A 19,718-nucleotide genomic window follows, 5' to 3' on the forward strand; every position below is an offset into this window, starting at 1 on the left:
AGCGCCGACCTGTCTGCAGAGCCGACCGGGCCCGTAGCGCTGACCGGCCAGCGCCGACCTGCCCGTAGTGTCGTGAGGGTTCACGCCGCCGGGCAGGTGGCGTTCGCGTCAGGGGTCTTGCCGGTGAGGAAGTAGGCGTCGACCAGGCGGCTGACGCAGGAGCTGCCGCTCAGGTAGGCGCCGTGCCCCTCGCCCTCGTACGTGACCAGGACCCCGGTCTTGAGCTGGGCGGCGAGCTTGGGCGCCCACGCGTACGGCGTGGCGGGATCGCCCTTGCCGCCGATCACGAGGATGGGGGCGGAGCCGGTGGCGTCGATCTTCTTGGACTCGTCGCTGCCGGGCGCCGGCCAGTGCGCGCAGAGCGAGCCGAGACCCCCGGAGCGCATGAGCGGGAAGATCTTGGCGGTCTCGCGTTCGACCTGGTCGATCTCGGCGGGGCTCGGCCGTTCGGCGCTGTCCACGCAGTCGATCGCCACGACGCTGGTCATCAGCGTCGAGTACGTCCCGTCGGCCTTGCGGCCGTTGTAGGAGTCGGCCAGGGCGAGCAGCCGCGTGCCGTCCCCCTTGGTCGCGGCGGCGGTCGCCTGCTCCAGCATCGGCCAGCTGAGCTTGGAGTAGAGAGCGGCCAGGACGCCGGTGCTCGCCAGGCCCTTGGTGAGCTCCCGGCCGGCCACCTTGAGCGGCTTGTCCCGCAGGCCGTACAACAGCGTCTCGACGTTCTTGCGCACGGCCGCGGGGTCGGCGCCGAGGTCGCAGCCCTGCTTCACGCAGTCGGCGGCGAACGCCTCGAACGCCTGCCTGAAGCCGGCCGTCTGCGTCTTCGCGCGCTCGGCGAAGCTGACAGTCGGGTCGAGGGCGCCGTCGAGCACGAACCGGCCGACCTTCTTCGGGTACTGAGTGGCGTACACGGCGCCGAGGTGGGTGCCGTACGAGAAGCCGAAGTAGTTGAGCCGCTCGTCGCCCAGGGCGGCGCGGATGCGGTCGAGGTCGCGCGCGGCGTTCACGGTGCCGACGTGGGGCAGGAGCTTGCCGGAGGTCTTGGCGCAGGAGGCCGCGAACTCCTTGGTGGCCTCGTCCATCTCGTCGCTCGCGGGGTCCAGGGAGATCCACTTCTCGACGCTGCCGCACTTGACGGGCGCGCTGCGCTCGACGCCGCGCGGGTCGAAGCTGACCAGGTCATAGCTCGCGCCCACGCCGGCGAAGATCTTGGCGGTCATGGGCAGCAGATCGACCCCCGAGCCGCCGGGGCCGCCGAAGTTGAACACCAGCGAGCCGAGCCGGTCGCCGGAGGCCTTGACGCGGATCAGCGCCAGGTCGATCTGCTCGCCGTCCTGCTTGGCGTAGTCGAGCGGCACCGCGAGCTTGCCGCACTCGACGGCGGGCTCGGGCGCGGCGGGCTTGCCGTCGGGGCCGGTCAGGCCGGTGCACGGGCTCCAGGCGACGGTGCCGGCGCCCGTCGCCGTCTGGGCGGGCTTCGTCGCGGCGGTGCTCGCCGCCGACCCGCTGTTGGGCTTGGCGGTGGACCCGCAGCCCGTGAGGGTGGCGCTCGCGAGGGTCACCGCGCACAGGAGCGAGGGGAATGACGTCTTCTTCATGCCTCCAGCATGATCAGCCGGCTTTTTCCCAGGTAGTGGGGTAAAACAGCACTTTCCAGTGACTTCGGGGATCGGCCGGAGGTGACGAATGTCAGCTCCGGGACGCCCGCCTGTGCACGTACCAGAGGCCGAGGAGCCCGAGGCCGACCCCGGCGACGCAGGTCCAGATCCACCACGACTGCTCGGCGGCCGGGCGGAAGATCAGTAGCGCGACCAGCGCGAGCGCCCACGCGACCGTGCCCACGGCGACCGCCGCGACGTCGTTGGTCTCGATCGGCTCCGGGTCGGGACGCCATTCCTGCTTCACAGGATCCAGCCTAGCTTCCAATCGGGTCTCGATCCGATCACCGCCACTTTTCGCAGATGACGCAAACTGTCACTGTTCGCCCGTGAGTGACACAAGTAGTGGTATCGACAGGTTCTTCGCAATCTCCGCACGCGGCTCGACGATCTCCCGTGAGATCCGCGGCGGGCTGGCCACGTTCTTCACGATGGCCTACATCGTCGTGCTGAACCCGATCATCATCGCCAACGGCAAGGATGTCCAGGAGCAGTTCATCGGCGACGGCTCCTCGCCCAACCTGCCCCTCGTGGCGGCGGGCACGGCGTTCGTGGCGGGCGTGCTGACCATCCTCATGGGGGTGATCGGCCGGGTGCCCTTCGCCATGGCGGCCGGGTTGGGGCTCAACGCCTTCGTGACCTTCAACATCGCCTCGGTGATGAGCTGGGAGGAGGCCATGGGGCTGGTCTTCCTGGAGGGCGTCATCATCGGCATCCTGGTGTTGACCGGTTTCCGGGTGGCGGTGTTCAACGCCATCCCGGCCCAGCTCAAGACCGCCATCAGCGTCGGCATCGGGTTGTTCATCGCGCTGATCGGCTTCGTGGACGCCGGCTTCGTGCGCCGGGTGCCCGTGGGGCCACCGCTGGAGATGGGCATCCACAACACCCTGACCTCCTGGCCGATCTTCGTCTTCGTCGTCGGGCTGCTCGCGACGGCGGCGCTGGTGGCCCGCAAGGCCAAAGGCGCGATCCTGATCGGCATCGTCGGCACCACCGTGCTGGCGATCATCGTGGAGTCGATCGCGAAGGCCGGCCAGGCCTCCGACAAGAACCCCGGCGGCTGGATGCTGAACGTGCCCACCCTGCCGGAGCAGATCATCGGCTTCCACAACCCCCTGGTGCTGTTCAAGGAGTTCGACCCGTTCGGCGCGTTCAGCCGGGTCTCGGTGATCCTGGCCGTGCTGTTCGTCTTCACGCTGCTCATCACCGACTTCTTCGACACGATGGGCACCGTCGTCGGGGTCGGCCGTCAGGCCGGTCTGGTGGACGCCGATGGGATGCTGCCGCGTACCCGGGAGATCCTGCTCGTCGACTCGCTCGGCGCGGCGGCCGGCGGCGCGGGCTCGGTCTCATCGAACACCACCTACATCGAGTCGGCCGCGGGGGTCGGCGAGGGCGCGCGGACCGGCCTGGCCAGCGTGGTGACCGGCCTGCTCTTCCTGGTGGCGATCTTCTTCGCGCCGCTGGTCACGGTCGTGCCCTATGAGGCGGCCGCGCCCGCGCTGGTCGTGGTGGGCTTCCTGATGATGACCTCGATCCGTGAGATCGACTTCACCGACTACGAGATCGCCATCCCGGCGTTCCTCACGATCGTGGTCATGCCGTTCACGTACTCGATCTCGAACGGCATCGGCGCCGGCTTCATCAGCTACGTGCTGATCAAGATCGTTCGTGGCAAGGTACGGGAGATCCACCCTCTGCTGTGGGTAGTGATGGGCCTGTTCGTGATCTACTTCGCGCTCGGCCCGATCAGGGTACTTTTCGGGGTCTGATGCCTGGTGAGGCCGTCTTCGCATGGGAGGCGGCCTCGGGGTATCAAAGAGTGAGACGAGAAATGAGGTAGGGAAATATCGTGGAGTGCCCTATAGTTAGCAAAGGTAATGACTCATGCTAACCAAGAACCAGTCCCAGATAAACCTGCGCAGCGACGCAGGCCTGGCCACAGCCCTGCGCGTGTCGCTGGCGCGGCTGACCAGGCGGCTACGACGACAAGCGGCGGCGCACTCGCTGACTCCCACGCAGTTCGCGACGCTCGCCGCGGTGGAACGGCATTCCGCGATAACCCCCGGCGAATTGGCCGAGCTCGAGAAGGTGCAACCCCCCTCGATGACTCGCGTGATCGCCGCGCTAGAGGAACGCGGTCTGGTGTCGCGCACACCGCACCCGACCGACCGGCGACAGGTGACCGTGACCGTGACCGAGGCCGCCCAGAAACTGCTGAAGGAGGAACGACGTCTCAAGGAAGCCTGGCTGAGCCAGCGCTTGAGGGAGCTGACCGCGGAGGAGCGGTCGATCCTCAGGCAGGCGGCGCCGATTCTGGAGAAACTCAGCAGGATCTAGAGCCTGAAGAACCCAAGACCGGGATGTTCCGGTCACTCCAGGTACGTAACTACCGCATGTTCGCAGCCGGTGGCGCGGTGTCCAACGTCGGCGGCTGGCTGCAACGCACCGCCCAAGACTGGCTGGTGCTCGATCTGACCCATGGCAGCGCGGCGGCCCTCGGCACGGCGACCGCGCTGCAGTTCCTGCCGATGCTGCTGTTCGGGCTCTTCGGCGGCGTGCTGGCCGACCGCTACCCCAAGCGGCCGATCCTCATCGTGGCGCAGTCGCTCATGGCCGTGCTCGCCCTGGCCATCGGCGTGCTGACGATGACGGGCAGTGCCCAGGTGTGGCACGTCTACGTGATGGCGTTCACGCTGGGTGTGATCTCCTGTGTCGAGGTGCCGACCAGGCAGGCGTTCGTGGTCGAGATGGTGGGCCGGCGGGATCTGTCCAACGCGATCGCGCTCAACAGCTCCATCTTCAACCTGGCCCGCGTCGTCGGACCGGCGATCGCCGGTGTGCTGATCTTCCTGTTCGGGGGCACGGGACCGCTCTTCCTGATCAACGCGGTCACGTTCGCCGCCGTGATCTCCAGCCTGATCTTCATGCGGAAGTCGGAGCTGAACCTCGCCGTACCGGTGCCCAGAGCCAAGGGCCAGCTCCGCGAAGGGCTGCGCTATGTGCTGCATCGCGAAGAGCTGCTGATGCCGGTGCTGCTGATCGGGTTCGTGTCGATGTTCTCGCAGTCGTTCTCGATGTCGATCGCGCTCATGGCCCGCGAGGTCTTCAAGGCCGGCGCCTCGTCGTTCGGCCTGGCCTCCAGCATGTTCGCCGTCGGCGCGCTGGGCGGGGCGCTGCTCGCCGCCCGCCGGGCCCGCCCGTCACGCCGCATGCTGATCGCCGGGGCCATCGGGTTCGGGCTGTTCCAGATCGCCACCGGGCTGGCCCCGGTCTACCCGGTGTACCTGCTGCTGCTCATCCCCACCGGCATCGCGCTGATCACGATCAACACGGCCGCGAACGCGAGCGTCCAGCTCGCCACCGCGCCGGCCATGCGCGGCCGCGTCATGGGCATCTACATGCTCGTCTTCACCGGTGGCGCGCCCATCGGCGCCCCGCTGGTCGGCTGGCTGTCGGAGCTGGGCGGACCCAGGACGGGCGTCATGCTCTCCGGGCTGCTGGTGCTGGTCGGCACGGGCGTCGCGGTGATGCTGACGAGGCTGATCAGCGCCCGTGTTGAGGGCGAGCCGGTGCTGGCGATCGCCTGAGTACGTTGCAGAATCGGGTGGCATGAGGTTATTCGCGGCACTGATGCCGCCCGAAGGGGTGCTCGACGAGATCGAGCGCGCCATCGCGCCGCACGTCGGGCAGGTGCCGGGCCTGCGCTGGCCGGACCGCGCCACCTGGCACATCACGCTGGGCTTCTTCGGCGAGGTGCCCGAGCACGTCCTGCCGGAGCTGCAGGTGCGGCTGGCCCGTGCCGTGGGCCGGCATGCCAGCCTGGACCTGGCCTTCTCCGGGTTCGGGGCGTTCTCGTCCGCCCGCCGGGCCAGGGTGTTCTGGGCCGGGCTCTCCGGTGACTCGATGGTCCGGCTGTCGGAGTCGGTCAGAGCGGGCGCCCGCCGGGCGGGGGCCGTACAGACCGACGACAAGCACTTCCACCCGCATCTGACGCTCGCGCGGGCGAAGGCGGAGATGGACCTCCGCCCGCTCGTCGAGTCGCTGTCGGAATTCAGCGGCTCGACATGGCGGGCGAAAGCCGTCCATCTCGTACGGAGCCATCAGGAGGGGCAGGTGAGGTACGAGTCACTCGCACAATGGGATCTGGCACCCATCGGGCGCGATTAGGCTCCAGAACGTGGACCGTCCTCGCCCTTGGCTGCTGCCCCTCGTGCTCGGCCTCCTGCTGCTGATCGTCGTGATCGGCGCCCTGCTGGCCTGAGCTACCAGGCGTAGTCCTCCGGCGCCGGACGGTGCCCGGGGAAGATCTCGTCGAGGCGGGCCAGCGCCTGCTCGTCCAGCTCGATCTCCAGCGTGCGCAGGCTGCCGTCGAGCTGCTCCTGCGTGCGCGGGCCGATGATCGGCGCGGTGACCGCGGGCTGCTTCAGGAGCCAGGCCAGCGCCACGTGCGCGGGGTCCTCGCCGAGTTCGTCACAGAACTTCTCGTACTGCTCGATCTTGTCGCGGTGCTTCTCGAGCTCCGTGACCATGCGGTCGGCGGCCGACCGGCCCTTGTCGATCTTGCGCAGCACGCCGCCCAGCAGGCCGCCGGCCAGCGGGCTCCACGGGATCACGCCGAGGCCGTAGTCCTGGCAGGCGGGCAGCACCTCCAGCTCGACCGCGCGGGTGAGCAGGTTGTAGTGGCTCTGCTCGCTCACGAGCCCGATCGAGTTGCGCCGGGCCGCGGACTCCTGGGCCTTGGCGATGTGCCAGCCCGCGAAGTTGGACGATCCCACGTAGAGGATCTTGCCCTGCTGCTTCAGGACGTCCATGGCCTCCCAGAACTCGTCGAACGGCGTGTTCCGGTCGACGTGGTGGGCCTGGTAGATGTCGATGTAGTCGGTCTGCATGCGCTTGAGCGAGGCGTCGCAGGCCCGGCGGATGTTCAGCGCGGACAGCAGGTTCTCGTTGGGCCAGTCGCCCATCGAGCCGTAGAGCTTGGTCGCGATGACCGTCTTCTCCCGGCGACCCTCGCCCTTGGCGAACCAACGGCCGACGATCTGCTCGGTGATCCCCTCGCCCTGCTTCCAGCCGTACACGTTGGCCGTGTCGAAGAAGTTGATGCCCAGCTCATGAGCCCTGTCCATGATCGCGAAGGAGTCTTCCTCCGTGGTCAGCGGGCCGAAGTTCATGGTGCCGAGGCAGAGTGGACTGACCCGGAGGCCACTGCGTCCGAGGTTCACATAATCCATGTACTCCACCCTAAATACCTGGAGTGCACTCCAGGCTAGTAGGGTCGGCCGGGTGAGCTCGGGCCTCCTTCGTGCGGCGGTGCCCCTGTTCCTCTCCATGGTCACCACTACGCTCGGCACGCTGGTGGTCACTTCCGTGCTCGGCAGGCACGCCACCGTCACGCTGGCCGCCTTCGCGGTCATGTCGGCCGTGCTGAACCCCGCCTCCGCCGCTGTCGTGGGCGCTCTGCGCGGGCTCGCGCCCTTCGTCGCGCCGTACAAGGACACGCCCGCGGCGGCCGTGCCGATCCTGCGTGACGCGCGCTGGCTCACCCTGCTGGTGGGTACGGCCGGCGCGCTCGCGGTGCTGTGCGTGCCCCTGCTCGCCCGCGCCACCGGGGCGCCCGCCGAGGTCGTGGCCGAGCTGGGGCCGCTGCCCTGGCTCCTGTCGCTCTATCTGCTGGTGTTCGCCTCGGGTGGTGGGGCCAACACCGTGCTCGTGGCACTCGGCCGCAGCCGCCAGGTCCTCTGGTCCAGCCTGGCGGCCGGCGCCGCGATGATCGGCGGCACGGTCGCCCTGGTGCCGCCGCTCGGCCTGACCGGCGTGGGCGTCGCATGGCTGCTGTCGGGCGTCGCGGGCGTGGTCGTCTCGAACCTCTGCCTGCGCCGCGCCCTCGGGACGCGCGTCGGCCAGGGCCGGCCGCGGATCGGGGAGATCGTCCGGCTCGGGCGGGTGAGCATCCCGCTGGCCGGGACGGTCCTGATCAAGTTCGGCGGCCTCGGGGTCGTCACCTTCGCCGCGAGCACGACCGGCACCCGTGACGTGGCCGCCCACGCGGTGCTGAGCACGCTCACCGGGTTCATCATGCTGGCCTCGACTGCCGACGGGGCAGGCGGTACAGGGCATCGGGCTCATCGCGCTCAAGCGGTCGGGGGCGAGCCTGATCTACTTCGCCGTCGGGTACGGGGCGATGGTGGCCGTGGCCGCACCCGTGGCCGCCGCCTGGGGGCTCGTCGGGCTGTGGTGGCTCATGGCGGTGACCAACGGGGTGCTGGTCGTGCTGCAGGGCGCCGGATTTCACCGGCACAGCGCTACCGTGGGCGCGGCGTCCGTTGGGGCATGATGGCGGGGTGGGGGATGTTGTGATTCGTACGGCCGCCGGGGTTATCGCGGTCTTCGTCGTGTTCGTTCAAGGAAGCCCGGCCTTCGCCGATGATGGCGACAAGAAGCTGTTCACGTTCAAGGACGCGCGGATCACCGAGTCGAGCGGGCTGGCCGTGTCGCCGACGCGGGACGGCGTCTTCTACACGCACAACGACAGCTCGGCGGCGCCGACGTTCTACGCGGTGGGTTCCGATGGGCGGACCCGGGCGACGTACCGGCTCCAGGGGGCGCAGGCTCGTGACTGGGAGGCGATGGCCGCGAGCAAGGACCCCGCCACCGGGCGTGGGGTGCTGTGGTTCGCCGACATCGGCGACAACCTGGACGGGGCCTGGCCGGATGTCTCCGTCTACAAGGTCATGGAGCCGGAGACACTGCGGGACGCCACCCTTCCGGCGGTCCGCTACCGGTTCCGCTACGCGGACGGCGCCAGGAACGCCGAGGGCATCATGGTCAACCCGGTGACCGGGCGGCTCTTCGTGGTGTCGAAGGAGTTCTCCGGGTCGGTGTACCAGGCGCCCAAGAAGCTCAGGAGCGACCGGGTCAACGTGCTGCGCAAGGTGGGCACGGCCCCGATCATGGCGACGGACGCCGCGTACGCGCCCGACGGCAGCTCGTACGTGATCCGTACGTACTTCTCGGCTACGGTCTTCCGCCCCTCGGGGGAGTCGATCGGCAGGGTGTCGATGCCGGAGCTGAAACAGGCCGAGTCCATCGCCTACACCCGCGACGGCAAGAACCTGCTGACCGGCTCGGAGGGTGTGCGCAGCCCGGTCTATCAGGTGGCGCTGCCCGCGGCCGCGTTACCGGCCGCCGGCCCGTCCAGCTCGCCGACCCACCGATCGAAGGCGACCGTGTCGCCGTCCGCCCGGCCGGTGGCGGCGGCCAAGGGGCTCAGCGCGCGTGACGTCCTGATCTGGCTGGCCGCCGCCGCGGGCGCCAGCGGCATCATCGCGGCGATCGCCCGCCGCACCCGGTAGATACGCCCAGCATGGTCATGGGTGGCGCATCGTGGCCGTGAAGAGGTCGCCGCGGAGGGCGCGTTCGACCACCGCGATCGAGCGGGACAGGCGCACGAGCCGGGGCCCCTCCTCGCGGTAGGCGTCCAGGACCGCCTCGATCGCGTGCGGCGGCAGGTGGCCCTTGAGGTCGACCGCGGCGCCCCGGTAGCCGGCGCGGGCCGCCTCGATCGCCGCGCCGACGTGGTGGCCGGCCATCCTGGCCAGCGCGATCGGGTGGCGGCGGAGCACCTCGTAGGCGCGGTAGTCGGGCGGCACCGCGTCGAGCAGCCAGGCCGCCGCCGAGGTCTCCCAATCGGGGACGCTGGGCGGGCGGACCTCGGGTGGCCACTCGGGCGGGAGATACATGACGCCATCGTACTCACGTTCGATTTGTCGGTGAAGAGGTGGCTTTACCTGGGGTAACGCCGCAGCGACAGGAAGGAGATCGGCCGATGGTCGCCAGCAACCTTGTTCTCATCGCGGGGGTCGGTGGAGTGGGCCGCACGGTTCTCGAGCAACTGCGCGCGCAGGATGTACCGGTGCGGGCGATGGTGCGTCACGACGACGATCGGGCGGCCGAGCTGCGTGCGCTCGGCGCGGAGGTGGTCGTCGGCGATCTGACCCGGCCCGAGAGCGTCGCGGCCGCGCTGGAGAGTGTCGGAGGGATGTACTTCGGGATGCCCGTGTCGCCGGACCATCTGCTGGCCGCGACGGTGGTGGCCACCGTGGCGCGGGAGTACGGGGACCTGACCGGCCTGGTCGACATGTCACAGATGACGGTGTCGCAGATGACCGCCATCAGCACCAGCGAGTCGCACCAGCAGCGGCTGCACTGGCTGGCGGAGCAGGTGCTGAACTGGTCGGGCCTGCCGGTGGTGCACATCCGGCCGACGGTGTTCCTGGACAATCCGCTGTTCACCACGCTGGCGGCGCGTTCGATCCGGGAGAACGGCACGATCGAACTGCCGTTCGGCAGCGGGCGTACGTCGCCGGTCGCCGTGGACGACGTCGCCCGGGTGGTCGCCACCGTGCTCCGCGACCCGGCTCCGCATGTCGGGCACGTCTACGAGCTGACCGGGCCACGTACGGTCGACATGACGGAGCTGGCGGCGGAGTTCTCACGGGCGTTGGGCCGTCCGGTCTCCTATGTGGACGTGCCTCTGGACCGGTGGCGGGCCGAGGTGCTGGCGAAGGCGGGCCTGCCGCCGCACACCGAGGAGCACATCGCCACCATGGCCCGGCTGCACCGCGAGAACCGCTACGACCGCGCGTCCGACGACGTGGAACGCGTCACGGGCGTACCCGCCCAGACGATCGAGGCGTTCGTAGCCGCGCGCAGAGATCTCTACCTGGGCTGAACCGCTCCGAACGGGCCAGAAGCAACCACCAGGACGTGGCCAAAAGCCTGCCGATCGTTGAAGCCGCCGCTCCTGGACTTCGCCGCTGACGTGCGCGAATGTGGAGAGAACGTCCCCCCATGCCGTAGACAGCAGCCCCGGGCCACCGGGGGTCGAACGGGGAGGATCCGCCGCTGTGGACATGAAGCTCGAGGTCGTGGTGGTGCCGGTCGCCGATGTCGACCGGGCCAAGGACTTCTACAAGGCGCTCGGGTGGCGGGAGGACGCCGACGTCGCCGTCGGCGCGGACTTCCGGGTGGTGCAGCTGACCCCGCCCGGCTCGCCGTGCTCGATCATCTTCGGCAGCGGGGTCACCTCGGCCGCGCCGGGCTCGACGCAGGGCCTGCACCTGATCGTTGACGACATCGAGGCGGCACGGGCCGAGCTCGCCGAGCGCGGGGTCGAGGTGGGTGAGGTGTTCCACGACGCGAGCGGGGTGTTCCACCGCGCCGGGACCGAGGGGCGGGTGGCGGGCCCGGAACCGGCCCGCCAGAGCTACGGCTCCTACACCTCCTTCAGCGACCCTGACGGCAACGGCTGGATACTCCAGGAAGTCACCACCCGCCTTCCGGGCCGCTGAGCCCGGATGGCCGGCCTCACGGAAGGAGGCAGCAAGATGCAGGTGACGTATAGCTCGGTGGCCGAGGTGGCCGATGCCCTGCGCCGTGCGGAGGCCGCGCACGGCCGGTACGAGCAGGAGCTCGGGCACGCCGACCCCGACTGGCCGGCCTGGTATGCCCAGTACATGGCCGACGAGCAGGCCAGGGACGCCGCCGCCCGTTGACCAGAAGGTTGATGGATCACCCAAGTAAGCGCTAGCTTCCATAGCATGCGCGTCCTGGTCAGCGGTGGCTCGGGGTTCGTCGGCTCGCACGCGGTCGCGGCCCTGATCGCGGCCGGTCATGAGCCATGCCTTCTGGCGAGAAATCCGGAAAAAGTGCGTCGGGTGCTGGGTTCCGGGGACTGGGTGATCCGCCAGGGGGACATCCGTGACGCGCCGGCCGTACGCGCCGCTCTGGAGGGGTGTGACGCGGTGCTGCACGCCGCCGCCGACATGGGGGTCACCGGGCACGGGGCGGACCTGCGCGGGTCCAACGTCGTCGGGCTGCGTAACGTGCTCGGGCAGGCCGCCGAGCTGGGGCTGGATCCGATCGTGCACGTCTCCACGATCGCGGTGTTCGTGCCGCCCGCCGGGCCGCTCATCACCGCCGACAGCCCGCTGGCCAGCCCCAGGAACGCCTACGGCCGGTCCAAGGTCGAGGGCGAGCGGTACGCCAGGGAGCTGGGCGGCGTGACCATCGTCTATCCGGGCGGCATCAGCGGGCCGGGCCAGCCGACGCTCGACGCGCTCAACGAGGGGCTCCGCGCGGGCCTGCGGTTGGGCTGGCCGATCGTGCCGGGCGGGGTGGGCGTGCTGGACGTCCGGGACCTGGCCGTCGCGCTGGCCCGCTGTTTCACGCCCGGCCGACGGGACCGCCGCTACCTGCTCGGGGGACATTTCCTGACCTGGAGGCAGCTGGCGGACATATGCGCGGAGGTGACGGGACGGGCGGGACGGACCTACCGGATGCCCGGCGGCCTGCTGCGCGGGATGGCCGCGACACTCGACGGGCTCAAGCGGCTGGCGCCCATCGACTACCCGCTCACCCGTGACGCGGCCGACTTCATGCTCACTCTGGTCCCCACCGACGACGGCCCCGCGCTCAAGGACCTCGGCCTCACCCTGCGCCCGGTGGAAGACACCGTTTCGGCTACATTGCGGTGGTTGGCCGCCGAAGGCCACCTGAATCCGGCCAGAATCGGCAAACTGGCGCTGTGACAGAGAAGATCGGTGTCATCGGGGCCGGCATCGTCGGCCTGGCGGTCGCCCGCGAGCTCGCCACCACGCGAGGCGCCGAGGTGACGGTCCTCGAGAAGGAGGACCGCGTCGGCGCGCACCAGACCGGGCACAACAGCGGCGTCGTCCACGCGGGCATCTACTACCCGCCGGGCTCGCTCAAGGCCCGGCTCTGCCGTGAGGGCGTGGCGCTGCTCAAGGAGTACTGCGCCCAGCACCGCCTGCCGTACGAGGAGGTCGGGAAGCTGGTCGTGGCCTCTACCAGCGCGGAGCGGCCGCGGCTCGCGGCGCTGGCGGAGCGGGCCAGGGCGAACGGCGTGCCCGGCATCACCGAGCTGGACGCGCTCGGCCTGCGCGAGATCGAGCCGCACGCCGTCGGCGTCGGCGCGGTCCACTCGCCGCACACCGCGATCGCCGACTTCCCCGCCGTCGCGCGCCGGCTGGCGCTCGACGTGGCCGAGCTGGGCGGCTCGGTACGGCTGGCACACCCGGTCAGGGCGATCAGGGAGACCGCAGGGAGCGTCGAGGTGCTGGCCGCCGGGCGGCGCTTCGCCTTCGACCGGCTGGTGATCTGCGCCGGACTGGGCACCGACGCGGCGGCCCGGATGGCGGGACGGCCGGGCGACATCAGGATCGTGCCGTTCAGAGGCGAGTACTACGCGCTCGACGGAGCGGCCAGGGACCTGGTGCGCGGCCTGATCTACCCGGTGCCCGACCCCCGCTACCCGTTCCTCGGCGTCCACCTGACCAGGCACATCGACGGCGAGGTGCTGGTCGGGCCGAACGCGGTGCTCGCGCTCGCCTATGAGGGCTACCGGGGATACAACCTCCGTAATTCCTGGCAGATTCTGCGCTGGCCGGGCACGCTGCGCATGGCCCGGCAGCACTGGCGCACCGGGCTCAAGGAGGTCCACGGCTCGCTGGTCAAGGGGGCCTTCGTCCGGGCCGCGCGCCGCTACGTGCCCGAGCTCACCGCCTCCGACCTGCGGCGAACCGAGGGCGGGGTACGCGCCCAGGCCGTGGCGAAGGACGGCCGGCTGGTCGACGACTTCGCCGTGGACGTGGAAGGCAGGGTCGTTCTGGTGCGCAACGCGCCGTCCCCCGCGGCGACCTCCAGCCTGGCGATTGCTCGGCACATCTCCGGAATTGTCCCAGCACTCGTTCGGTGAGGGCATCCTTGGAGATGATGGAAGCGCGACTGCTGATCGTCGAGGACGACCCCAACATCCTCGAACTCCTCGCCGCGAGCCTGAGGTTCGCGGGTTTCGACGTGTCCACGGCCAAGAGTGGCCTCGACGCCGTTACCGCCGTCCAACGGCACCGTCCTGACCTGGTCGTCCTTGACGTCATGCTGCCCGACCTCGACGGCTTCGAGATCGTCCGGCGGCTGCGCGGCGGGGGTGTGCACGTGCCCGTGGTCTTCCTGACCGCGCGCGACGAGACCGAGGACAAGATCCGCGGGCTGACGATCGGCGGCGACGACTACGTCACCAAGCCGTTCAGCCTCGAAGAGGTGGTCGCCAGGATCCACGCGGTGCTCCGCCGTACCAGTGGGGAGTCGCAGGCGCCGCCGCCCCGGCTGACGTTCGCCGACATCGAGCTGGACGAGGAGAGCCACGAGGTGTGGCGCGGCGGCAACGCCGTGTCGCTGTCGCCGACCGAGTTCAAGCTGCTGCGCTACTTCATGACGAACGCGGGCCGGGTCCTGTCGAAGCCGCAGATCCTTGACCACGTCTGGGACTACGACTTCAGGGGCGAGGTCGGGATCGTCGAGTCCTACGTGTCGGTGCTCCGCCGAAAGATCGACAACCGCAACCCGCGGCTCATTCACACGCTGCGCGGTGTCGGATACGTGCTGCGGCTGCCGCCGAGTCCGTGATGCGCGGCCTGCCGCTCAGGATCAAGCTCATCGCCGCGATGCTGGCGCTGCTCGGCGTCGGGCTGACCTTCATCGGCGTGGTGAGCGTCTCCGTGCTGCACGGCTACCTGATGAACCGGGTCGACAGCCAGATCCAGCTCCTGGCCGTACGGGTGGAGAACAAGCTCAGGCACGACCAGGAGAAGCGCAACCGGGGCAAAGAGACCAACGACAAGATGGCGCTGATCGAGTCCGACACGATCGTGCTGGTGAAGCCGCCGGGCGGGGCGCTCACGCCGGTGTTCGGCGACCGCGACGTCGACGCGCGGCCCAGGCCGCTGCTGTCGCCCACGCCCGGAGCGAACCTCTACACGACGCGGGCGGTCAGTGGCGACGGCGAGTGGCGGGTGCTGCAGACCTCGACGGTGGTGGGCGACTACGTGATCGCCGCGGACCTGGAGGAGGTCAGGGACATCACCCGGCGGCTCGGCCTCATCGAACTGCTGGGCGGCGGCGGCATCCTGCTCATCCTCGCCGTCGTGGGCGTCGCGATGGTCCGGCGGAGCATGCGTCCGCTGGCCGAGATCGAGAGCACGGCCGAGGCCATCGCCGGGGGCGAGCTCGGCCGCCGGGTGCCGGCCGGCGACCCGCGTACGGAGGTGGGCCGCCTGGCCCTGTCGCTCAACGGGATGCTCGCGCAGATCGAGGCCGCGTTCACCGCCCGGTCCGCGTCCGAGGCGGCGGCCCGCCGCTCCGAGGACCGGATGCGCCAGTTCATCGGCGACGCCTCACACGAGCTGCGCACCCCGCTCACCTCGATCCGCGGCTTCGCCGAGTACGCCAGGCAGAACCAGAAGGCCGATGCCGCCGAGCTGATGCAGCGCGTGGAGAAGGCCGCGGGCAGGATGAGCCTGCTCGTCGACGACCTGCTGCTGCTCGCCCGCGTCGACCAGCAGCGGCCGCTGCGCATGCGGCCGGTCGACATGCTGGCGCTGGCCGCCGACGCGGTGCACGACGCGCGCATCCTGGCGCCCGACCGGGAGATCGGCCTGGACGTCGTCGGCGGCGCGGCCCTGATCGTCTCCGGCGACGAGGTACGGCTGCGCCAGGTGGTCACCAACCTCATGACCAACGCCCTGACCCACACCGAGCCGGGCACTCCGGTGGCGGTGCGAGTGGGGGCAGGGGCCGACAAGGCGTTCCTGGAAGTGAGCGACAAGGGGCCCGGTCTCACGCCCGAGCAGGTCGAGCGGGTGTTCGAGCGGTTCTACCGAGCCGACTCGGCCAGATCGCGCCACCGCTCGGGCGAGGACCGGGGCAGCGGGCTCGGCCTGGCCATCGTGCAGGCGCTGGTGCAGGCGCATGGCGGCACGGTGCTGCTGGACAGCGCGCCGGGCTCGGGCTCCACCTTCCGGGTCGAACTCCCACTCGCCTTGGAGTGAGCGTTCAGCTATTCCTCAGCCTCCTGAGTCACTCTGAGTAGGTGACTAGACCCGAGGCGCTGATCATGGTGGTGGACGACGAGCCCAGCATCCGAGACCTGCTGTCCGCGAGTCTGCGCTTCTCCGGCTTCGAGGTGCTGACCGCCGCCGACGGCTACGAGGCCGTGGAGGTGGCCGAGCGGACCAATCCGGACCTGGTGGTGCTGGACGTCATGCTGCCCGACCTCGACGGGTTCGAGGTGGCCAGGCGGATCGGCGTACCAGTGCTGTTCCTGACCGCCCGCGACAACACCGAGGACAAGATCGTCGGGCTGGGCGTGGGCGACGACTACGTGACCAAGCCGTTCAGCCTGGAGGAGGTCCAGGCCAGGATCCGCGCGGTGCTCCGCCGTACCCGGGGGGAGAACACCCCCGCGAGCCGCCTGCGGGTCGCCGACCTGGAGCTGGACGAGGAGGCCCGCGAGGTCTGGCGCAACGGGCGGCAGGTACGGCTCTCGCCGACCGAGTACAAGCTGCTGCACTACTTCATGTCCAACGCCGGGCGGGTGCTGTCCAAGGCGCAGATCCTCGACCACGTGTGGAACTACGACTTCGGCGGCGACGCCGGCGTGGTCGAGTCATACGTCTCCTACCTGCGGCGCAAGGTCGACGACGTCGAGCCGAGGCTCATCCACACGCTGCGCAGCGTCGGATATGTGCTGCGGGAGCCCCCGGCGGGCTAGCGTGGTGCCATGGATCTGCTGGGCGCGTTGGAGGGGTTGCGTCACCGGCTCGATGGCGAGCTGTTCCCGCTCGAGATCGGTGCGGTCGCCGACGACCGTCGCGCGCTCAAGGAGCTGACCGGCCAGCTCGACGACTACCTGCTGCCCAGGCTGCGGGCCATCGACGCGCCGCTGCTTGCCGTGGTCGGCGGCTCGACCGGGGCGGGCAAGTCGACCCTGGTCAACTCGCTGGTCGGGGCCGACGTCGCCGAGCCGGGCGTGCTGCGGCCCACCACGCTGGTGCCGACGCTGGTGGTGAGCCGGGCCGACCGCGACTGGTTCATGGGCCAGAACGTGCTCCCCGGCCTGTCCCGCGCCACCGGTTCCGCCGCAGGGGCGCTGCGCGTGGTCACCTCTTCGTCGCTCGGCGCCGGGCTGGCCCTGCTCGACGCGCCCGACATCGACTCGGTGGTGACCGCGAACCGCGAGCTGGCCGCCCAGCTGCTGGCCGCCGCCGACCTGTGGCTGTTCGTCACCACCGCCGCCCGCTACGCCGACGAGGTGCCGTGGAGCTTCCTGCGCTCCGCCCGCGAACGCAGCACGGCGCTGGCCCTCGTGCTCGACCGCGTGCCCGCCGAGGCCGTCGAACCCGTCACCCGCGACCTCGAACGCCTGCTGGTCGAGAACGGCCTCGACGGCACCCGGCTGTTCACCGTGCCCGAGGCGGCGCTGCCGTCGGAGAAGGCCCGGCTGCCCGCCGAGCTGGTCGCGCCGATCTCCGCCTGGCTGTCCGAGCTGGCCGCCGACGCGGCCGAACGGTCCCGGGTCGTCCGGCAGACGCTGTCCGGGGCGCTCGACAGCCTGGTCACGCGGGTGCCGCTGCTGGCCGACGCCGTCACCCGGCAGCAGGCCGGATTCGACGGGCTGCGGTCCATCGTGTCGGGGGCCTACGCGGGCGGGCTGGCCGACTTCGACGAGGGCATGCGCGACGGGTCGCTGCTGCGCGGCGAGGTGCTGGCCCGCTGGCAGGACTTCATCGGCACCGGCGACCTGATGCGGTCGCTGGAGAGCCGGGTCGGCCGGCTGCGTGACCGGATCGCCGGGTTCTTCACCGGGCGGCCGCCCGCCGCGTCGCTGCGGGACGCGCTGGAGAGCGGCGTCGAGACGCTGATCAGAGGTGCCGCCGACGGGGCCGCCGAACGCAGCCTGGAAGCCTGGTCGGCCGCTCCCGGCGGGCCCGGGATCATCGCCCGCGTCGGTGCGGTGGACGCGGCCCGGCTCGGCCGGACCTCGCCCGACCTGGGCAAGCGGGCCGCGGCGGCGGTGCGGGGGTGGCAGGAGTACGTTCTCGATCTCGTACGCCAGGAGGGCGCCGAGAAGCGGACCACGGCCAGGATCGCCTCCTTCGGCGTGAACGGGGCCGGCCTGCTGTTGATGCTGGCCGTTTTCGCCTCCACCGGCGGGTTGACGGGGATCGAGGTGGGGATCGCGGGCGGCACGAGCCTGCTGTCGCAGAAGCTGCTGGAGGCGGTGTTCGGCGATCAGGCGGTGCGGACGCTGACCATGCAGGCGCGGGACGATCTGCGGGAGCGGGTGCGGGTGCTGCTGGAGGAGGAGGCGGGGCGGTTCACCGCGCTGCTGGCGGAGGTCGAGCCACCGGCCGGAGCGGCGGACGCCCTGCGGCAGGCCGCTCAATCGGTCCGTGCCCATCGCACCGAGCTGCCGTCGGGGCCGGCTTCGAGCGACGTCGGTGAAGGTGAGGGGTCGTGAAGCTGCTGCGCCGTAAGGAGGGGCCTTCGCTGGACTCCCGGCTGGCCGCGCTGCTGGAGGCGGCCGAACTGGCCGAGGGACGGCTGCCGGCCGACGTGGTGGCCGCCGCGCGGGCGGTGGCGGAGCGGGCCGGGACCCGCCGGAGCCTGTCGGTCGACCACACCGTGGCGGCGCTGGCCGGGGCCACGGGGAGCGGGAAGTCGTCGCTGTTCAACGCGCTGGCCGGGGATGAGCTCGCGGCCGTGGGCGTCACCCGGCCGACCACCTCGACCGCGCAGGCGGCGCTGTGGGACGGGACGGGCGCGGGTCCGCTGCTCGACTGGCTGGAGATCCCCCAACGGCACACCCCACAGACCACAGTCGAGCCCGCCCAGCCCGCCGATTTTTCCGGACTTATCCTGCTAGACCTCCCCGACCATGACTCCATCAGGCTGGCGCACCGCCTGGAGGTCGACCGGCTGGTGGAGCTCGTGGATCTGCTGGTGTGGGTGCTGGACCCGCAGAAGTACGCCGACGCGGCCGTGCACGAGCGCTACCTGCGCCCGCTGTCCGGGCACAGGGACGTGATGGTGGTGGTCCTCAACCAGATCGACCGCCTGCCGCCCCACGCCGTGGACCGGTGCCTGCGCGACCTGCGCCGCCTCCTGGACGACGACGGGCTGACGGGAGTGCCCATCCTCGGCGTCTCCGCGCGCACGGGCACGGGTCTGGCCGACCTGCGTGAGCTGCTGGCGAAGCGGGTGGCCGAGCGCCGCTCCTGGTCCGCCCGCCTGTCCGCCGACGTCTCCGCCGCCGCCGACCGGCTGGCCGACCCGTCCCCTGGCCCCGGTACGCCGGGTGGCGCGGTGGCAGGTGGCTCCGGTACGCCGGGTGGCGCCGTCGCGGGTCTGGGGAAGCCGCTCACCGACGCGTTGTCCGAGGCCGCCGGGGTGCCGCTGGTCGTGGCGGCCGTCAGCAAGGGGCACCGGCATCGGGCCGTGGTCGCCACCGGCTGGCCCGTCACCAAGTGGGTCCGGCGCTTCCGGCCCGATCCGTTGCGCAGGCTGCGCATCGGTACGAGCACCGCGGTCAAGCCTGCCGACCGGGAGATCGTCGGCCGCACGTCCGTACCGGCCGCTTCGGCCGTACAGAAGGCTCAGGTCGAGACCGCTCTCAGGGACGTCGGCGAGGCGGCGGCGAGTGACCTGGCGGGGGTGTGGGCGGCGGCGGTGCGGCAGGCGGCGCGGTCGCGGGCCGGGGACCTGGCCGACGCCGTGGACCGGGCGGTGGCGACGACCTCGCTCGGGGCGACCCGGCGGCCGAGGTGGTGGCGGGCGGTGGGGATGCTGCAGTGGCTGGTGTTCGCCGTCATGGTGGCCGGTGGGCTCTGGCTCGGGGGGCTGTTCGGCATGGACTACCTGCGCCTGCCCCAGCCGCCCCTGCCGACGGTGGGTGTGGCGCCGTGGCCCACCGTGCTGCTGGGCGGGGGCGCGCTGGCGGGCGTGGCGATCGCGCTGCTGTCCCGGCTGGCGGCCTGGGCGGGTGGGCACCGCCGGGCGCGGCGCGTCGCGAAGGCCCTGCGGTCGGCCATCGCCCAGGTGGGCGCCGACTACGTACTCGATCCGGTGGAGGGCGAACTGGCCAGGCACGCCCGCTTCACCGAGGCGATCGCCCGCGCCCGCGCCTGACGGCCCCATACGTGC

General features: G+C 70.8%; 20 protein-coding genes. 16 read left to right on the plus strand and 4 right to left on the minus strand.

Annotated features, from left to right (window positions below; genetic code table 11):
* Positions 1–80: 80 nt before the first annotated feature.
* Both LDL49_RS43420 and LDL49_RS43425 read right to left on the minus strand, forming a co-directional pair.
* Positions 81–1,595 carry an alpha/beta hydrolase gene (locus LDL49_RS43420; RefSeq protein WP_225300770.1) on the minus strand — a complete coding sequence of 505 codons (1,515 nt, stop codon included), beginning with the start codon at positions 1,593–1,595 and terminating at the stop codon, positions 81–83.
* Between the two features lie 91 nt (positions 1,596–1,686).
* Positions 1,687–1,902 (minus strand): DUF2530 domain-containing protein, encoded by a 216-nt coding sequence (locus LDL49_RS43425; protein WP_225300771.1) that lies wholly within the window; start codon positions 1,900–1,902, stop codon positions 1,687–1,689.
* An 82-nt stretch (positions 1,903–1,984) separates the two neighbouring features.
* On the opposite strand from LDL49_RS43425, the gene LDL49_RS43430 reads away from it, so the two are divergent.
* The 4 genes from LDL49_RS43430 to thpR all read left to right on the plus strand — a co-directional run bounded on the left by LDL49_RS43430 (position 1,985) and on the right by thpR (position 5,825).
* Complete coding sequence (locus LDL49_RS43430) at positions 1,985–3,427, plus strand: NCS2 family permease (RefSeq protein ID WP_225300772.1); 1,443 nt, start codon at positions 1,985–1,987, stop codon at positions 3,425–3,427.
* A 115-nt stretch (positions 3,428–3,542) separates the two neighbouring features.
* On the plus strand, positions 3,543–3,995 hold the full coding sequence (locus LDL49_RS43435) for a MarR family winged helix-turn-helix transcriptional regulator (protein ID WP_225300773.1): 453 nt from the start codon (positions 3,543–3,545) through the stop codon (positions 3,993–3,995).
* A 23-nt stretch (positions 3,996–4,018) separates the two neighbouring features.
* Complete coding sequence (locus tag LDL49_RS43440) at positions 4,019–5,245, plus strand: MFS transporter (RefSeq protein WP_225300774.1); 1,227 nt, start codon at positions 4,019–4,021, stop codon at positions 5,243–5,245.
* A gap of 22 nt (positions 5,246–5,267) precedes the next feature.
* Complete coding sequence (gene thpR / locus LDL49_RS43445; protein ID WP_225300775.1) at positions 5,268–5,825, plus strand: RNA 2',3'-cyclic phosphodiesterase; 558 nt, start codon at positions 5,268–5,270, stop codon at positions 5,823–5,825.
* A 95-nt stretch (positions 5,826–5,920) separates the two neighbouring features.
* Here thpR and LDL49_RS43450 read toward each other — a convergent pair whose 3' ends face one another.
* Positions 5,921–6,889: an aldo/keto reductase gene (locus LDL49_RS43450; RefSeq protein ID WP_225300776.1), complete on the minus strand. Its 969-nt coding sequence runs from the start codon at positions 6,887–6,889 to the stop codon at positions 5,921–5,923.
* Between the two features lie 52 nt (positions 6,890–6,941).
* On the opposite strand from LDL49_RS43450, the gene LDL49_RS43455 reads away from it, so the two are divergent.
* Together LDL49_RS43455 and LDL49_RS43460 are read left to right on the plus strand one after the other, a co-directional pair.
* On the plus strand, positions 6,942–8,015 hold the full coding sequence (locus tag LDL49_RS43455) for an MATE family efflux transporter (protein WP_225300777.1): 1,074 nt from the start codon (positions 6,942–6,944) through the stop codon (positions 8,013–8,015).
* Positions 8,000–9,010 (plus strand): hypothetical protein, encoded by a 1,011-nt coding sequence (locus LDL49_RS43460; protein WP_225300778.1) that lies wholly within the window; start codon positions 8,000–8,002, stop codon positions 9,008–9,010. Before LDL49_RS43455 ends, LDL49_RS43460 begins: the two co-directional genes overlap by 16 nt.
* Before the next feature lie 15 nt (positions 9,011–9,025).
* Here LDL49_RS43460 and LDL49_RS43465 read toward each other — a convergent pair whose 3' ends face one another.
* Positions 9,026–9,397, minus strand: a complete 372-nt coding sequence (locus tag LDL49_RS43465) for a hypothetical protein (RefSeq protein WP_225300779.1) — start codon at positions 9,395–9,397, stop codon at positions 9,026–9,028.
* 86 nt (positions 9,398–9,483) lie between these two features.
* Between LDL49_RS43465 and LDL49_RS43470 the strand changes: the two genes are divergently transcribed.
* The 10 genes from LDL49_RS43470 to LDL49_RS43515 all read left to right on the plus strand — a co-directional run bounded on the left by LDL49_RS43470 (position 9,484) and on the right by LDL49_RS43515 (position 19,703).
* Positions 9,484–10,389: an NmrA family NAD(P)-binding protein gene (locus tag LDL49_RS43470; protein WP_225300780.1), complete on the plus strand. Its 906-nt coding sequence runs from the start codon at positions 9,484–9,486 to the stop codon at positions 10,387–10,389.
* Positions 10,390–10,570: 181 nt separating this feature from the next.
* Positions 10,571–11,008 (plus strand): VOC family protein, encoded by a 438-nt coding sequence (locus tag LDL49_RS43475; protein WP_225300870.1) that lies wholly within the window; start codon positions 10,571–10,573, stop codon positions 11,006–11,008.
* A gap of 36 nt (positions 11,009–11,044) precedes the next feature.
* A complete protein-coding gene (locus tag LDL49_RS43480) occupies positions 11,045–11,212 on the plus strand; it encodes a hypothetical protein (RefSeq protein WP_225300781.1) in 168 nt (55 codons plus the stop codon).
* Positions 11,213–11,257: 45 nt separating this feature from the next.
* Complete coding sequence (locus LDL49_RS43485) at positions 11,258–12,247, plus strand: NAD-dependent epimerase/dehydratase family protein (RefSeq protein WP_225300782.1); 990 nt, start codon at positions 11,258–11,260, stop codon at positions 12,245–12,247.
* Entirely contained in the window at positions 12,244–13,434 is a 1,191-nt protein-coding gene (gene lhgD / locus LDL49_RS43490) for an L-2-hydroxyglutarate dehydrogenase (RefSeq protein ID WP_225300783.1), read from the plus strand. The genes LDL49_RS43485 and lhgD overlap by 4 nt, the downstream gene beginning before the upstream one ends.
* Before the next feature lie 14 nt (positions 13,435–13,448).
* Positions 13,449–14,144, plus strand: a complete 696-nt coding sequence (locus LDL49_RS43495; protein WP_225300871.1) for a response regulator transcription factor — start codon at positions 13,449–13,451, stop codon at positions 14,142–14,144.
* Complete coding sequence (locus LDL49_RS43500; RefSeq protein ID WP_225300784.1) at positions 14,144–15,565, plus strand: sensor histidine kinase; 1,422 nt, start codon at positions 14,144–14,146, stop codon at positions 15,563–15,565. The genes LDL49_RS43495 and LDL49_RS43500 overlap by 1 nt, the downstream gene beginning before the upstream one ends.
* Positions 15,566–15,630: 65 nt before the next feature.
* Complete coding sequence (locus LDL49_RS43505) at positions 15,631–16,287, plus strand: response regulator transcription factor (protein WP_225300872.1); 657 nt, start codon at positions 15,631–15,633, stop codon at positions 16,285–16,287.
* A gap of 9 nt (positions 16,288–16,296) precedes the next feature.
* Positions 16,297–18,036 carry a GTPase family protein gene (locus LDL49_RS43510; protein WP_225300785.1) on the plus strand — a complete coding sequence of 580 codons (1,740 nt, stop codon included), beginning with the start codon at positions 16,297–16,299 and terminating at the stop codon, positions 18,034–18,036.
* On the plus strand, positions 18,033–19,703 hold the full coding sequence (locus LDL49_RS43515; RefSeq protein ID WP_225300786.1) for a GTPase: 1,671 nt from the start codon (positions 18,033–18,035) through the stop codon (positions 19,701–19,703). The genes LDL49_RS43510 and LDL49_RS43515 overlap by 4 nt, the downstream gene beginning before the upstream one ends.
* Positions 19,704–19,718 lie beyond the last annotated feature (15 nt).

It is taken from the genome of Nonomuraea aurantiaca, assembly GCF_020215705.1.
GTDB classification, from domain to species: domain Bacteria; phylum Actinomycetota; class Actinomycetes; order Streptosporangiales; family Streptosporangiaceae; genus Nonomuraea; species Nonomuraea aurantiaca.